12 protein-coding genes are annotated in these 15425 nt (G+C 74.7%); 8 read left to right on the forward strand and 4 right to left on the reverse strand.

All coding sequences use genetic code 11. The annotated features are described in order from the left end of the window. Window positions 1–489 precede the first annotated feature (489 nt). The 3 genes from CRP51_RS15100 to CRP51_RS15110 form a co-directional block, all read right to left on the reverse strand. Window positions 490–828, reverse strand: coding sequence for a rhodanese-like domain-containing protein (locus tag CRP51_RS15100; RefSeq protein WP_097231702.1), 339 nt, complete (start codon window positions 826–828; stop codon window positions 490–492). 31 nt (window positions 829–859) lie between these two features. Beyond that, window positions 860–1867: a J domain-containing protein gene (locus CRP51_RS15105; RefSeq protein ID WP_097231703.1), complete on the reverse strand. Its 1008-nt coding sequence runs from the start codon at window positions 1865–1867 to the stop codon at window positions 860–862. 88 nt (window positions 1868–1955) lie between these two features. Beyond that, a complete protein-coding gene (locus CRP51_RS15110) occupies window positions 1956–2348 on the reverse strand; it encodes a winged helix-turn-helix transcriptional regulator (RefSeq protein WP_097231704.1) in 393 nt (130 codons plus the stop codon). 114 nt (window positions 2349–2462) lie between these two features. On the opposite strand from CRP51_RS15110, the gene CRP51_RS15115 reads away from it, so the two are divergent. From CRP51_RS15115 to CRP51_RS15125, 3 genes are all read left to right on the forward strand, one after another. Beyond that, window positions 2463–3101: an FMN-dependent NADH-azoreductase gene (locus CRP51_RS15115; RefSeq protein WP_097231705.1), complete on the forward strand. Its 639-nt coding sequence runs from the start codon at window positions 2463–2465 to the stop codon at window positions 3099–3101. 130 nt (window positions 3102–3231) lie between these two features. Beyond that, window positions 3232–4848, forward strand: a complete 1617-nt coding sequence (locus CRP51_RS15120; protein WP_097231706.1) for a hypothetical protein — start codon at window positions 3232–3234, stop codon at window positions 4846–4848. Window positions 4849–5136: 288 nt separating this feature from the next. Next, entirely contained in the window at window positions 5137–6297 is a 1161-nt protein-coding gene (locus CRP51_RS15125; RefSeq protein WP_170970562.1) for a DUF4185 domain-containing protein, read from the forward strand. Window positions 6298–6523: 226 nt separating this feature from the next. On the opposite strand, the gene CRP51_RS15130 is transcribed toward CRP51_RS15125, so the two are convergent. Continuing rightward, complete coding sequence (locus tag CRP51_RS15130) at window positions 6524–7315, reverse strand: GntR family transcriptional regulator (protein ID WP_097231707.1); 792 nt, start codon at window positions 7313–7315, stop codon at window positions 6524–6526. Between the two features lie 398 nt (window positions 7316–7713). On the opposite strand from CRP51_RS15130, the gene CRP51_RS15135 reads away from it, so the two are divergent. The 5 genes from CRP51_RS15135 to CRP51_RS15155 all read left to right on the forward strand — a co-directional run bounded on the left by CRP51_RS15135 (window position 7714) and on the right by CRP51_RS15155 (window position 15419). Beyond that, on the forward strand, window positions 7714–8403 hold the full coding sequence (locus CRP51_RS15135) for a Crp/Fnr family transcriptional regulator (RefSeq protein WP_097231708.1): 690 nt from the start codon (window positions 7714–7716) through the stop codon (window positions 8401–8403). Window positions 8404–8679: 276 nt separating this feature from the next. Beyond that, complete coding sequence (locus CRP51_RS15140; RefSeq protein WP_212615909.1) at window positions 8680–9495, forward strand: nucleotidyl cyclase domain-containing protein; 816 nt, start codon at window positions 8680–8682, stop codon at window positions 9493–9495. Further along, window positions 9488–11884, forward strand: a complete 2397-nt coding sequence (locus CRP51_RS15145; RefSeq protein ID WP_097231709.1) for a hypothetical protein — start codon at window positions 9488–9490, stop codon at window positions 11882–11884. Before CRP51_RS15140 ends, CRP51_RS15145 begins: the two co-directional genes overlap by 8 nt. After that, the gene (locus CRP51_RS29160) at window positions 11881–13125 is read left to right on the forward strand and encodes a hypothetical protein (protein ID WP_097231710.1); all 1245 of its coding nucleotides are present in this window, start codon (window positions 11881–11883) and stop codon (window positions 13123–13125) included. Before CRP51_RS15145 ends, CRP51_RS29160 begins: the two co-directional genes overlap by 4 nt. Next, the gene (locus tag CRP51_RS15155; RefSeq protein ID WP_097231711.1) at window positions 13122–15419 is read left to right on the forward strand and encodes a vWA domain-containing protein; all 2298 of its coding nucleotides are present in this window, start codon (window positions 13122–13124) and stop codon (window positions 15417–15419) included. The genes CRP51_RS29160 and CRP51_RS15155 overlap by 4 nt, the downstream gene beginning before the upstream one ends. Window positions 15420–15425 lie beyond the last annotated feature (6 nt).

Below are 15425 nucleotides of genomic sequence, written 5' to 3' on the forward strand. Positions count from 1 at the left end.
CAACCCGCCTTGACAGCGCGGCACCGTGGCCGTCCGCCCCCCGCCACCCAGCATTCGCGCAGCTCCCCGCGCCCCCAAACCGCCCACCGGCGTGGAAGGGGCGCGGGGAACGGCGCGAGCAACCCACCACCGAGGCCAGGACGACCACCCACCCAAACCACGCACGTGCGTAGTCGACCGCCCCCCGCCACCCAGCACCCGCGCAGCTCCCCGCACCCCAAAACCACCCACCGGCGTGGAAGGGGCGCGGGGAACGGCGCGAGCAACCCACCACCGGGGCCCACGCCGACAACCCGCCTTGACAGCGCGGCACCGTGGCCGTCCGCCCCCCGCCACCCAGCATTCGCGCAGCTCCCCGCGCCCCCAAACCGCCCACCGGCGTGGAAGGGGCGCGGGGAACGGCGCGAGCAACCCACCACCGGGGCCAGGACGACGACCCACCCGAGCCACGCACGTGCGTAGTCGACCGCGGCCCCCGCCGGCGCGGCGTCAGCGCACCGTCGGGGCGTCGCCCTCGTCGCTGACCATCGGGCGGCCGGCGGACTGCCACGCGTGCATCCCGCCGTCCACGTTGAACGCCTCCACGCCCTGCTGCCGCAGGAACGCCGTCACCTGCGCGGAGCGGCCTCCGGCCTTGCAGATCACGTGCACGGGCCCCGCGCCGGCCAGCTCCGTGATCTCCGGCAGTCGCTCGACGACCTGGCCGAGCGGGACGTGAACGGCGCGCTCGACGTGTCCCGCGGCCCACTCCACCGGTTCGCGCACGTCCAACAGCAGACCCTCGTCCGGCACTTCGCCCGCGCCAACGGCGGGAACCCCAAAGCTCATGGCGTCAACCCTGCCACAGGACCGCGAACCGTCACCCGGTGAGCCTGGCCAGCTCGGCCTCCTTGGTGGCGATCTGGCGGCGCAGGCCCTCCGCCACCTCGTCCAGCAGCGCGTCCGGGTCGTCCTCGGCCATCCGCAGCATGGAGCCGACGGCGCTGTCCTCCAGCGCCGCCGCCGCGTCCGCCAGCAGCTCCTTGCGGCTGGCCAGCCACTCCAGGCGCGCGTACAGCTCGCTCGCGCCGGGCGCGAGCGGCTCGCCGTCCGGCGTGCCGCCGTTCTCCCACTCCTCCGTGAGCGCCCGCAGCTCGTCGGCGTCGCCGCGCGCGTACGCCTGGTTGACGCGGGAGAGGAACGCGTCCCTGCGTTCGCGCTCCGTGGGGTCGGTGGAGAGGTCCGGGTGGCAGCGGCGGGCCAGCTCGCGGTAGAGCTTGCGGGCCTCCTCGCTGGGGCGTACCCGGGGCGGCGGCTGGACGGACTGGTCCGTCATCATCGCGTAACCCTCGGGAGTGAACCCCTCGCCGTCGAGCCATCCGGAGAACAGTTCGGAGACCAGCGGCATCGGCGTCACGGCGGCCCTGGCCTCGCGGGCGCGGCGCTGGTCTTCGGGGTCGCCGGTGCGGGCGGCGACCGCCTCGGCGAGCTGGGCGTCCAGCTCCTCGATCCTGGCGTAGAGCGGGCCGAGGCGCTGCTCGTGCAGCCGGGAGAAGTTCTCCACCTCGATGCGGTAGGTCTCCACCGCGATCTCGAACTCGATCAGCGCGTTCTCGGCGGCCCGCACCGCCTGGGCGAGCCGCTGGGTCGCGGCCTCCGCCTCCGGCCCGCCGCCGTCGACGTCCGACCCGCCGCCGTCGACGTCCGACCCGCCGCCGTCGGCCTCCGACCCGCTCTGGGCCGACCCGTCCCGGGCCGCCTCCTCCGGCGTCGAAGCGTCCGGCGTGGTCCCCTCGCGCGGGGCCCCGTCGGACGGGGACCCGGCGGGCGCCGTCCCGTCGCCCGCCGCTTCGTTCCTGGCCGCGTCGTCCCTCGCCTCGTCGCTCACCGCATCAGCCTAAGCCGTCCGAACGCCCGCCCGGCCACCGTCCCCGACGCGGGCGTGCGACACGTCGCCTCCGCGCCCACCCGCCGTGTCAGGGGCCCATCCGGGGGCACTGGCCGCCGTCCACCAGATGGGTCTCGGCCCACCGGGTCAGCTCCGTCAGCGCGGGGCGCAAGCCCTGACCGGCCTCGGTGAGGCGGTAACTGACGCGCAACGGCGGCCCGTTGTGCACCTCCCTGGCGACCAGTCCGGCCTCGGCCAGCTCGCTGAGGCGGTCCGAGAGCATCCGTTCGCTGATGCCGGGGACCACGCGGCGCAGCTCGGCGAAGTGTCCCGGGCCCGCCATCAGCGCCGCGATCAGCAGCCCGTTCCAACGCTTGCCCAGCACGCCGAAGACCTCGTTGACCGCGTGGGCCGGCTCGCGACAGGCGGCCGACGCGGACTCACCACCCCCGGACCGCTCCTCACCCCTGGTAGCGCTCATGAGTTCAACCCTACTTGTGGGCTCCGGAAAGAGGTGTACTGTAGAAAAGTAAGCAGCTTCGCAAACACTGGCTGCCTCCTTGAATGTATCCCCTTACTCTTTGGAGAGTACGTCATGGCCACCCTCCTGCACATCGACTCCTCCCTCAACGGCGCCGCCTCGGTCTCCCGCGAGGTGACCAGGACCTTCCGTGAGGCGTGGGAGGAGGCGCACCCCGGAGGCACGGTGTGGTACCGCGATCTCGACGCGGCGCCCGTTCCGCACCTCTCGGCCGCGGGACACGTCGCGGCGAGCCTCCCGGCCGAGGAGCGCAGCCCGGAGCAGCGGGCGGCCCTGGAGCTGCGTGAGGAGCTGACCAGCGAGTTCGAGGCGGCCGACGCCGTCGTGATCGGCGCGCCCCTCTACAACTACGCCGTGCCGAGCACGCTCCAGGCGTACCTGAACCAGATCATCGTGGTGGGCCGCACCCTCGGCGAGAACTCGTCGGTCGCCGGCAAGCCGGTCACCGTGGTCACCAGCCGGGGCGGTTCCTACGCCGAGGGCACCCCGCGCGCCGGGCAGGACTTCAACGCGCCCTATCTGAAGCACATCCTGGCCGACTCCTTCGGCGTCGACCTGCGGCTGATCGTTCCCGAGCTGACCCTGGCCCGGATGGTGCCCGCGATGGCGGACCTGGTCGATCTGGCCGACGCCTCCCGCGCGAAGGCGCACGAGGAGGCGCGGGCCTACGCGGGCGCGCTGGCCGCCGCGTAAACGCTCCCCTGCCCTCCCCCGGGACGCCGGAGGTAACGGTCCTCGCAGGTTCTTGTATTCGGTGACCCCTCACGGCTTCGGGGAGCCACAATGAAGTTCCCGTCACGGTTCGTCCGAGAAAGGGAGCGCAGTGGACCCGACCCCCGGGACTTCCCCCTCTTCCCCGCCGCCGGGCGACGCCGACCCGTTGGCCGTCGGCGTCGCCAACGCCTCGCTGCTGGGCGGCGGTTACGCGCTGCTGCGCCGCCCGGGGCTCGCGCTGGGCGCGGCGCTGGTCTCGTTGGCGCTGGTCGGCTTCCTCGCGGCCTCGCCCTCCTGGTGGCGCGAGGTCCTGCTGCTGGCCTGGTGGGTGTTCGTCTCCGTACACGGCTGGTATCTCGCGGGCGGGCGGCCGGCGCGCGGGGCGTGGAGGGCGGAGGCGGGCGAGAGCGGCAAGGGCGGTTGGCTCAGGGGGATACGCCGGCAGCGGCTGCTCGCCCTCACCGCCGCCGTGCCGCTGGTGCTCTCCGTGGCGATAGCCCGGTTCGACGCCCACGCGATCGAGGGCGACGCCACCGCCGCCCACCGGGAGGGCGACTGCGAGCGCTCCCTGGCCCGCTCGGACGCGCTGGGCTTCTTCCACCGCCTCTACGACGCGCCCCTGACCTCCCGGGTGGACGACGAGGCCGAGGCGTGCGAACTCCTCGTCGAGGCCGAGCGGTTGCTCGACTCCGAAGAACGGGTCGCCGCCGCGGGCACGTTCGCCGACTACGCCGACCACGCGAGCGCGCTCTGGGAGGGCGCGCGCGACCGCGGTGCCGAGCTGTATCTCGCCGAGGCGCGGGACGGCCTGGACGCGGCCCTGGCGGGGGGCGACGTCGAGCTGCTGGCGGCGGCGTTCGACCAACTCGACGTGGTGTGGTCCCGGTTCCCCGAGCGCGGCGGCGAGGCGGAGGAGGCGTTGGACGGCTTCCTCGGCGCGCTGCCGACGGACGACGCCTGTGTGACGCGCGAGATCGCCGGCTGGCTCGACGCCACCGACGAGGAGGAAGAGGACGCGGCCCCGGACACCGCGCTTGGCCGGTCGGTCGGCGTCGTACCCGAGATCCAGCCCGCCGCGCTGGTCGGCTGCGGCGAGGAGCTGCTCTCGGACGAGCGGTGGGAGTCGGCGCGCGCCCAGTACCGGGGCCTCGTCGACCGCTACCCGGACCACGAGCTGGCCGGTGAGGCGGAGCAGGGGATCGAACGGGCGGAGACCGGCATCGAGTTGGAGGCGGTGCGGGCGCTGCTCGACGACGGATACGGCGGCGAGCCGGACTACTGCGACGACCCCGCGCCCTACCGGGGCGCCCCCGCCTACGACGGCGGCGGCCCGCACCCGGCGCTGCTCTTCAACGACGAGGAGGGCACCGGCGCCGGCCTCCCCGACTCCTGGCGCGCCGAGGGCGCGGAGGACGCGGTGCTGGTGGTCTGCCTCGGCACGGCGGAGATGGGCGCCGCGGTGGAGACCTGCCCCTACGAGTCCGACTTGGGCATCAACGGCTCCGTGGACGTCACCTTCCACGAGCTGCGGGTGCCGCTGCGGGCCTACGAGCTGCGGACCGGCGAGTTGGTCTCCGACAGCGCGCTGGCGGTCGGCGGCGCGAGCTGCCCGGCGGTGCTGACCTACGAGACCTACACCGGCGTCGGCATCCCGCCGTCCGAGGTCTATGTCGAGCCCTCGGACTCCGACCGCCGCGCGGCCTACCGCCCGCTGATCGAGCCGTAGGGTCGCGTCCGGGGCTCGCCCTGGTCACCACGCCGCCGAGGTGCGTCGGGAAGGCCGGCGGATCGGCCTCCGGCGCGCGGGCGGGCGGCGCGGAGACGGAAGGGCGGGTTCCGGCCAACTGCCGGAAAGCCACACCAACACCCCACGATCACCTCACCGCACGTCCCTGGCGTGCGGAAAGGCGCGTCCCTACGCTCGTCCGCAGCCCGCACAACGTTCGGCCGCGTCGGCTGCGACCCACCGCCTCTCGGCCGTGCCGACCGCCAACGGCTTCGACAGGAGGCCCTCTTGACCACGGAAGACGCGGACCCGACCAGCGCCCCAGGCCCGTCCCCGGCCCGTAGAAACGTGCTCCGTACCGGACTCGGTCTCGGGCTGGCGCTCGGCACCGGCGGGATCGCCCTCGCCCCGGGCGGCGCGGCGAGCGCCCACGCCGGCGGCACCCACGCCGGGGGCGGCAGTCCCGGGGGCGGCCTCGCGCCGGCGGCCGTCGGCGGCTCCAAGGTCAGGGACCTCACGGGGCCGAACGAGACCGGCCGGTTCGCCGCGCCCTGGACCGACCTCGGCATCCCGGTGCGGTGCCCGGACGGCACGATCCTGCTGGTGTGCGGCGACACCTTCGACGGCGAGGGCGTCGGCGACGACACCAACTGGCGCTCGCCCGTGGGGCTTCGCGCCTCCAACCCGGACCTGAACGCGCTGGTCGTCGACGGCGCCGTCGGCGGGGCGCAGGCCGTCGGGCTCGTGCCGGAGGGCCACGAGGGCGGGACGACCGCCATCCCCTCCGACGTCTTCGCCATCGGCGACACGCTCTACATGCACCTGATGCGCGGGGTGATCTTCCAGACGCACCACTCGGACTTCTGGCGCTCCACGGACAACGGCGAGACCTGGGAGTACCTGTGCCAGTGGCCGGGTGACCAGTACGGCGGCCAGTTCCAGCAGAAGACCTACGCGGTGGCCGACGACGGCTACTGCTACGTCCTCTCCTCCGTCTTCAACCGCGACATCCCCTCGGGCCTGCTGCTGCACCGCGTGCGCCACGAGTCGGTCGGCGACCCGGCGGCGTACGAGCCGTGGGGGTACGCCAACGGCGCCTGGGCGTGGGGGAACCAGCCGACCACGGTCAACGGCGTGCGCCGCCGGGGCGAGATCGGCTTCCGGGCGATGGAGGGCCGCTACATCCTGACCTGGCTCAACATGGAGCCGCTCGACATCCGTGCCCAGATCTTCGACCTGCCCACCTCCGACCTGACCGTCACGCCGGAACAGCCGATGATCCTGCCCACCGCCCCGGGGCAGGACCACGACAACGTGGTGGCACACCCGTACGGCGGTTGGGTCTTCCCCGGCTCGACCTTCGATGACCTGCACATCGCCGTGAGCCAGTGGTACGACCCCCAGAACTACCGGGTGATGCAGTACCGCATCCACGGACTGGTCACCTGACCACCCAACTCCCGTCTCGCACACGCCCGTCGGCCCTGCGCGTCGGCGGGCGCGTGCGCGTGCCCCGACATACCGTCAACCCATGCCGGAGCGCGCCGACTCGACGACCACCCGGCGCCAAGCCGGCGGCGGCGCCCGCCCGTTGGCCGGGCGGCGAGAACGGCACCGCCGTCGTTCCCCCGACGGGGTGACACGGCGCGGACCGGTCATACCGGCACGGGCGTCCCTACCACCGCGTCAGGCGCGTCACGAAGCGGAGGCGGGTGCGGTCGGCGGGAAGGGTGATGCGGGAGAGTTCGACGGTGCGGTCGTCGACGGCGACCGAGCGGGCGGTGAGGCGGATCACGGGGGCGCCGGGCGGCAGGTCCAACTCCGCGGCCTCGGCGCGGAAGGCCGGCCCGACACCGGTGACCTCCTCTTCGATGCGGCTCAACTCGACACCTACGGTCGCCAGTTGGTGCTGCGTGCCGCCGGGCCAGGGTTCGCGGGTCTCGTCGAGCAGCGCGGGATTGGCCGCGACCAGTTCGCTGACCAGGAACGAACTGGTCAGGTTGAACGGCGCCGACTCACCCGCGCGGCGGGTGCGGTAGACGCGTTCCACCAGCGCCGTGCCGGCCGGGACGTCGAAGGCACGCGCCAACTCCCCGTTCGCGACGGCCTCGTGATAGGTCGCGGTGAAGACCAGTTCGTCCGTGGGCAGCCCGGTGTCGCGCTCGGTCACTCCGGTGCCCGCGCGGACCCGGTGGTCGCGCCGGGCGCGGTCCTTCTCCCACTGGTGGCGCTCGTTGGAGCGGACCACCGCCCGGCGCGGGGCGCGGGCGAGCACGCCCCCTCGCCCGTCCGGGACGAGACGCCCCTCGGCCGTCAACGCGGCCAGCGCCGAGGCGACGTCGGCGTCCGTGCCGCCGCACTCCCGCGCCAACTCCTCGACGGGCGGCAGCGGCCGCCCCGCCGCCCAGTCCCCGGAGCCGAGCCGTCGCCGCAGCTCCTCGGCGATCTCCCGGTCGCTCCTCGCCATCGCGCGCCGCCTCTCTCCCACGCGGCGCACCCGAACGCCGCGACTCCGCCGCACCGTTCCGCGGCATTTGCCACAACCTATCCGTCGTTCCCCTGTTTCCTCCGCCCTCGCCGGCCGGGGAAACAGGTGTGGCACGGGGAGTTGGGGGAACGTCCGTGCGAGGCATACCCAGAGAGGCCAGCGCGACTGAATATCCCATAGGAATATCGCATTCCTGAGAGTCTCTGATTCATGAAGCGCACAAAGATACGGATGGGGTGAACCGCCTTGCGGCACCGTGGTTTTCAGCTCTACTCTCGTCTCCTCGCACACGCACGGAAGATCGCAACGGGGGAATCCAGTGACGGTCGCCTTGTCAAAGCGCAGGTTCCCGCAGGTCGTTCACCTCGGGAATTCTCATGAGTCTGTTCGGGCAGGGGCACGCCTTCCTTGACGCCCTGTCGCCGGGGGACCGCGCGGATCTGATCAATCTCGGCACCCCCCGCACCTTCGCCCGAGGCGAGGCCATGATCCGGGAGGGCGATCACAGCACCTTCGTCCTGGTGATCCTCGACGGCTGGTCGGTCGCCGAGGTGAACACCGACCGGGGCGCCCGGCTGATCCTCGCGCTGCGCGGTGCCGGCGACCTGGTGGGAGAGCTGGCCGCCGTCGACCACCGCCCGCGCAGCGCCACCGTGACGGCGCTCGGGGAGCTGAACGCCACGGTGCTCACCGGCGACCGGTTCCGCGGGTTCCTCTTCCAACGCCCGGTCGCCGCGGGGCTGGTGATGCGCCAGCTCAGTTCGCGGCTGCGCAGCTCGGACCAGGAACGCAGGGAACTCGCCTCGGGAACGGTGCTGCGACGCCTGGCCATAAGGCTGCTGGAACTGGTGGAGAGGACGGGACGCGAGGTGGAGGAGGGAACGGTCGTGGACCTCCCGCTGCCCCAGCACGACCTGGCGGCGGCGATCGGCACCGGACGGGAGGCGGTCGCCAAGTCGCTGCGGCTCCTGCGGGACCAGGACGTCGTCCGCACCGGGCCGAGACGGCTGATCGTCACCAACCCGCACCTGCTGCGGCTGCTGGCGGAACGCGGGGAACTGAACTGAGGGTCCGGCGGCGGAGCCACCACGCTCCCGGGGTGGGAAAGCGGAGGGCGGGGCGCCGTCCGGAAATGTTGTGCCGGGTGTGTAAACGGCTACATCGCGCCGGCGAGTGGGTGTCCACACTCGTTCAGGAAACGGCGGCCCGTGGAGGGGAAGGGCATGGGGGAGGACATGGGGAGGGCATTCGATGACGGGGAGCGAACCGGCCGGGAAACCGGCGGAGTTTCCCGCGACGACCGGGGGAAGCCGGAAAGGGCGCTCAGCCGGCTGGTGATCTCCGTGGACGCCCGCGGTTCCGGCCGGCTCGGAATGGACGCGAAGATCGCGCTGCGCGAGGCGATGTACCGGGCGTTCCACGAGGCGTGCGACCTGGTCGGGCTCCTCCCCGGGGAGTTACGCCACGAGGACCGGGGGGACGGCGTCCTCGCCACCGTCGAGCCGTCGTTTCCGGCGACCGACATGGTCGGCGTCTGGATGGACGCTCTCCACCAGGGCCTGCGCGCGCACAACCGGGCCGGCGGGGTGCCGCTGCGCCTGCGGGTCGCGATGCACGCCGGCCCGGTGGTGTTCGACGCGCGGGGCCTGGTGGGGCGGGCCGTCGACCTGACCTGCCGGCTCTGCGACAGCGAGGCGGCCAGGCGGGCGGTCGAAGAGGCGCGGGCCGACCTGCTGCTGGTGGTCTCCGACACGCTCTACCGCACGGTGGTGCGCGAGGGCGGCCGCTACATCGAGCCGGAGCACTACGCGCGCCGCCGCGTCGGCAACAAGGAGACCGACGAGTACGCGTGGTTTCTGCTGCCGGGACGCCCGACGCCGCTGCCGGAGTCCGCCCCGGAGTCCGCCCCGGGACCTGGCCCGAAGCGCGCCCGGGACGATGCGCCGGGGCGCCGGCCGGCGCCCGAGGGGGAAAGCGCGCCGGGGCACGCCGAGAGAAGCCCGCGCCCGGTGTTCCACGTGCGCGGCGACAACCAGGTGATCCAGGACAACGTGTTCCACGGCCCGTTCACCGGCATCCGGAAGTCCGCGGGGGCGGACCGCCCCGACCGCCCCGACGGTTCCGACGGTTCCGACGAGGGGGGACGGCCGCATGACTGAACGGGACGAGGACGAGGGCTCCCCGCCCGAGGCGGGGCGTTCGGCGGAGCCGGCGGAGGGGGCCGGCTCCGCCGACGACCGGGACCGCGACCGCGACCGCGACCGCGACCGGGACCGGGACCGCGACCAGCGGGAGGGCAGGGAGGGTAAGGGCGGTCGGGACGGGAGGGACAACCGGGAGGAGCGCGGCGACGAACCGTCCCCCGGGCCCGACCCGTTCCGCTCCGCCGTCGGCGACCTCGGCGACGGGGAGGACGGCGGCGGCGCGGCCACGGCGCGCGCGGCGCGGGCGAACCTCGCCCCCTCGCGCACCCTCGCCGTCGGCCGGGACAACCAGTACTTCGAGGGCAACTACTTCTTCGTCAACCAACTCGATCCCGCCTGGGCCGCCGGCCCCGCGCTGGCCGACGGGCCGGTCCCCGAGGAGGAGTTGGGGCGGTTGCGCGCCGTCTACCTCCAGGCCCCCGGCTACGCGCGGATGAAGCGACTGCTGCGCGCCCAGAGCCTGTTGGTGGTCTGCGGCGAGCCGGGCACCGGGCGCGGCACCACCGCGCTGGCGCTGCTCGCCGAGGTGGCGGCCGAGGGCGTCAACCGGCTGGACCCGGCGACCGATCCGCGCGCGCTGCGGGAGGAGCGGTTCCGCGCCGGCGCCGGCTATCTGCTGCGGCTGCCCGACGAGGACGCCGCCGACGCCCAGGTGACCGACGCGCCCCCGGGCGCCGAGGGCGGGCCGGGGACGGCGGGGCCGTTGGCGGAGATGCATCTGGACCGGCTTGGCGCCCAGTTGGCGAAGGCCGGCGCGTTCGGCGTGCTGGTGGTGGGCAGCGGCGAGCTGGCCGACCGGCTGCTGCGCGGCCGGCACGCGGTGGGCTTCGTCCCGCCGCCGGCGCGCGAGGTGCTGCGGCGCCATCTGCGGCGGCGGCTGCGCGACGCGCCCGAGGGGGCGCTGGACGCGGCGCTGGCGCGGTCCCGCGGCGCGGCGGTGCGGGGCGCGCTCGGCCTCGACGAGCTGCTGCCGGCCGAGGCCGCCCTGCTCGCCGACCATCTGGCCCGCCGCGAGCTCGGCGAGACGACGGACGAGGAACTGCGCGCGGCCTGCGCCGGGTTCGTGACGCGGCAGGCCCGGGTGTGGTTCGCCGGCGCGGACCGCCCCGGCCGGCTGCCGGAGGCGCTGCCCGCGCTGCGCACCGCGGCGTTCCGGATCGCGGTGGCGGTCTTCAACGGTTCTCCCTACGGGCTCGCCACCGAGGCCGCCGACCGGCTGGCCTGGGAGTTCGGGATCACGCTGGCCCCCGAGGAGCCGCCGGGGCGCCGGCTCTTCGGCACCCACGCCGAGCTGCGGCCGGCGCTGGCCCGCGCCCAGCTCGGCGACGGGGTCGTGGACCTGGGCCTCGCGCAGGTGCCGGCGCGGGTCGTCACGTTCCGGGGGAACGGGCTGGCCACCGCCGTGCTGCGCGAGGTGTGGGAGGGGCACCACTCCGCGCGCGGCCCGATCGGCCGCTGGCTGCGGGAGCTGTGCGACGACCCGCGCCCCGCCGTGTGGGTGCGGGCCGCGGTGGCCGCCGGGGTGCTGTGCTCCTGGGACTGGATCCACGGCTTCGGCGACATCGTGCGGCCGATGGCGCTCGGCGACCAGGAGGGCCCCCGGCTGGCCGTCGCCACCGTGCTCTCGCGCGCGGCCCACGCGCCGGGCGTGCGGCCGGCGGTGACGAGCCTGTTGAAGCAGTGGGCGAAGGGCCCCGACCCCGGGCTGCGGAAGGCGGCGGTCGTCGCCCACGGCTACGGGTTGGCGGCCGGCTCGGTGGCGGCCTCGCTCGACGAGTTGGGCAAGGCGGTCCGCCGCGACGAGGAGGGCGCGCTGCTGGGCGCCGTCTCGCTGAGCGTGGCCAGGCTGCTGGCGGGGCCCGGTCCCGAGGCGGTCGTCGAGCGGCTGGGCCGCTGGCTGCGCGACGGCCGCCGCCCCTACGCGGACCTGGTGCTGCTGACGGTGCTGCGCGCGATCCGCACCCCGACCACCTTTCTGTGGGGGCTGCGGGACAACGAGGAGTGGGAGGGGCGTTCCGACTGGCCGCTGGTGGGTGCGCTGGTCGCGGCGCGCCCGGAGTTGGCGGGGCGGCTCGCCGACCTGACGCGGTACGCGCTCACCACCGCGCGGTCCTCCACGCCGGCGCTGGACGCGCTGGGCAGCTGGGTGCGGCGGGCGGCGGCGGACGAGGAGCAGTTGGCGTCGCTCGCCGGCTTCCTGCCGCTGCTGGTGGCCGACGACCGCGACCGGGACCGGCTGCGGCACCTGCTGGACCGTCAGGTACGCGATCTGGACCGCCCGTTGGAGACGGAGGTCGCGCGTCGCCTGTGGCGTGCGGCGCGAGGAGGGAGTACCGACCGGTGAGTGACAGGGAACCCGGCGCGTTCGGCGGGCCGGGTCGCGAGGACGGGGACGGGGACGGGGATGAACGGGGAGAACGCGTCACGCCCGCCGGCCCGCTGCTGCGGGAGTGCCGGGTCCCCTACCGCCAGACCAGCGGGCAGGTGATCGCGGTGCTGCGCTACCGCAACGGCGGCCACTCGGTGTGGTGGCCCGACCGGCACGAGGACCACGCCAAGCCGCTGCTGCGAGGGCCGTACACGGTCTTCGAGGTCGCGACGGGACGCCATGTGAGCCGGTTCGACCTGACGCTTCCGGCCGCCGGTGACTCGGAGTTCTTCGAGGCCGAGGCCGCCGTGCACTGGGAGGTGCGGGACCCGCACCTGGTGGTCGAGCGGCAGGTGTGGAACGTCGCCGACCTGCTCGCCGACGAGTTGCAGGAGCATCTGCGGGGGATCTCGCGCCGGTTCGAGCTGACCCAGGCGGAGCGGGTGGACCGCGCGGTGCGGGACGAGTTGCTGTCCGGGCGGATCGCGTTCGGCGACGAGCTGGGGCTGCGCGCGAAGGTGCACATCTTCGTCGACCTGAGCTACCGGGCGGTCGACCAGCGGCGTCAGCACTCCGAGCTGGAGCAGGAGATGCGGGTCTCGCACCGCAGGGAGGAGTGGGAGTCCCGGCGGATCGCGTCCCGGGCGCGGGAGTTCGAGCAGATGCTCCAGCGGGGCGACATCGCGCAGATCGCCTGGTTCATGGCCAGCGAACCGGGGCGCGAGCTGGAGATCCGCAACCTCATCCGGCAGGAGCGGCGGGAGGACCACCAGGTGTCGATCGAGCTGTTCAGCCGGATGCTCGACAGCGGTCATCTGGAGCGGCACGACATCGGCGAGCACATGTACGAGGTCATCCAGTACCTGCGGGACAGGTCGGACGACGTGGTCGGCAACACCATGGACCGGGTGCTGACGGCGCGCGGCGGCCGGCGTGAACTCGGGCGCGGCGAAGGCGGGTCCGGCCGGCGCAGGCCGTTCTGGGAGGACGGGGACGGGGACGCCGCCGGGGGCGGGGACCGGGGGGCGGAGGGCGGCCGGGCGGACGCCTCGGGCCCGCGCGCGGGGGGCGTGCGGGAGGACGAGTGGGAGCCGTGGGACGGCGAGCCGGGCGACGGCCCCGGTCGGGCGCCCGACCGGATCTCCCGTTTCGCCGGCCGCGGCGACCGCGACGGCGGGCGCGCGAGTGACACCTTCGACGACTGGGACGCGCCGTGAGCGCCCGGCGCACGGCCCGGCGCGGGCGCCGGGCGGCGGCGCCGCTCGCCGCGGGGCTGCTGCTGGCGCTCGGCGCCTCACTCGCCCCGCCGGTCGCCGCGCAGGACGACGGCGAGGGCGCCGACCCGGGGGTCGCCCCGATCGACTTCACCATCGTCGTCGACCAGTCCGACAGCCTCTCCGAGGAGGATCTGCGGCGCGAGGTCGACGCCGCCACCACCATCGCGCAGGCCGAGCTGTCCGAGCGCTCCCGCGCCACCGTGATCGGCTTCGGCAGCGCGGAGGAGGAGGGCCAGGTCGCGGCGGTCGAGGCGTGCCAGGGCACCGAGTTGGACGCGGCGGGCCGGCAGCGGATCAGCGAGTGCGTGCGCGCGCTCGCCGACCCGAACCGCGAGGTGATCGGCCCCGGCACCGACCATCCCGCGGCGCTCGCGCAGGCCGTCGACCGGCTCGTCCAGGGCGACGAGGAGACGCCCAGGGTCGTCTTCCTGCTCACCGACGGACGGCTCGACGTGCGCGACAGCCTCAACTACGGCGGCAGCCCGGAGGCCCGCCAGCGGAACGCGCGGGACGCCCTCGGCGAGACCCTCGCCCGCGCCAGGGAGAACCGCGTCCAGATCTGGCCGTTGGGCTTCGGCGAGGACATCGACGAGGAGGCGCTGGCCGAGATGGCGGCGGGCGGCTATGTCGAGGGCTGCGCCGAACTCCCGGACGCCGTGCCGGAGATGACGGTCGTGGGCGCCTCGGGCGATCTGCTGGAGGCGTTGCAGCGCACCTTCGCCGCCGCGCGCTGCGCCGCCGTCGAGATCGGCGAGAGCGGGGTGCCGCCGGTGGACCTGGAGGTGACGATCCCGCCGATCGCGACCGACGGTTCGATCACCGTCGCCAAGGGCGTGCCGGGCGTCGACGTCACCTACTACGACCCGGACGGCCGGGAGGTGCCGGAGCAGGGCGAGTTCGACGGTTCGACGTTCGAGGTCAGCGGCCGGAACACGGCGGTCGAGGCGCTGCGCGTCAGCGACCCGAAGCCCGGCACCTGGCGGGTGCACCTGGCCCCGGGGGGCGAGGGCCCGCCGCGGGAGGCCGCGGTCAGCGCGATATGGCAGGGGCGGCTGCTCTCCTCGGTGACGGTCCAGCCGCCCTCGCCCAGCCCCGGCGAGCGGGTGCTGGTCGAGGCGCGGCTCCAGACCAGGGAGAACGTCACCATCGACGACCCGGAGCTGGTCGCCGGCATCCGGGCGTCGGCGCTGCTGACCGGCGACGGCTTCGCGCCGGTGCCGGTGCCGCTCGGCGACGAGGGCGCGGAGGGTGACCGCGACGCGGGGGACCTGGTCTTCAGCGGCGAGTTCACCGTGCCGGAGGAGGCGACGGGCCAGCTGGTCTTCACCAGCGAGATGGCGGCCCCCGGCGTGGTCGCCGACGAGCGCCCGTTCTACACCCGCGCCACCCAGGGGCCGCCGGCGGTCGACGCGCTGGTGACGTTCGACGAGGACGAGGCGCACCCCGGCGGCACCGTCGCGGGCACGCTGCGGGTGGGGAACACCGACGGTCAACCCCACGACCTGCGGCTGGAGTCGAGGGACACCGGCGAGGGCGGGGTGCGCGTCGCGCCGGCCGAGGTGCGGGTCGGGCCGGGGAGCGAGGAGTCCGTCCCGTTCACCGTGACGTTCGGGGAGGACGCGCCGCTGGGCAGCACCGGCGGGGTGCTGGCGGTCGTCGACGCCAGCGACGGGGACCGCGTCGTCCACGAGGCGTTTCTTGAGGTCACGGTCACCGCGCCGCCCACCTGGTGGGACCGGTATCGGTGGGCGGTGATCGCCGGCGCGCTGGTGGCGGCCGCGCTCGGCGCGTGGGTCGCCGGCTGGCGGGCCGCGACCCGGCGGCGCAAGCAACTCGGCGGTCACCGCGTCGCGTTGCTCCAGTCCGGCCACCGGATCGACGAGCAGCTGATCAGGGATAGGCCACGGGTCTTCCACTTCCGGGTGGAACGCGGCACCGGCGGCCGGCCGACCCTGGTCGTGGCGCGCTCGGCCGGCGCGTCGGTCTACGAGCTGCGGCGCGGGGCCGACGGCGCGCTGCGCCTCAAGCCGCCCAGGGGGCAGGAGCGCGCCGTCCCGGCGGGGGTCGGCCTCCCGGTCGACGACGACACCGAGGTCGTCGTGCGCTCCCCCGACCCGAGGACCACGGCGCCCGGGAGGCGCTCGTTCCTCGCCCCCCGCCCCGCGAAACGGCCACGACCGGCCGCCGGCCCCGGGGCGCCGGGGCCGGGGACCGACCACCGCACGGACTTCTGACCCGAG

The organism is Streptomyces zhaozhouensis, assembly GCF_900230195.1.
GTDB lineage: Bacteria > Actinomycetota > Actinomycetes > Streptomycetales > Streptomycetaceae > Streptomyces > Streptomyces zhaozhouensis.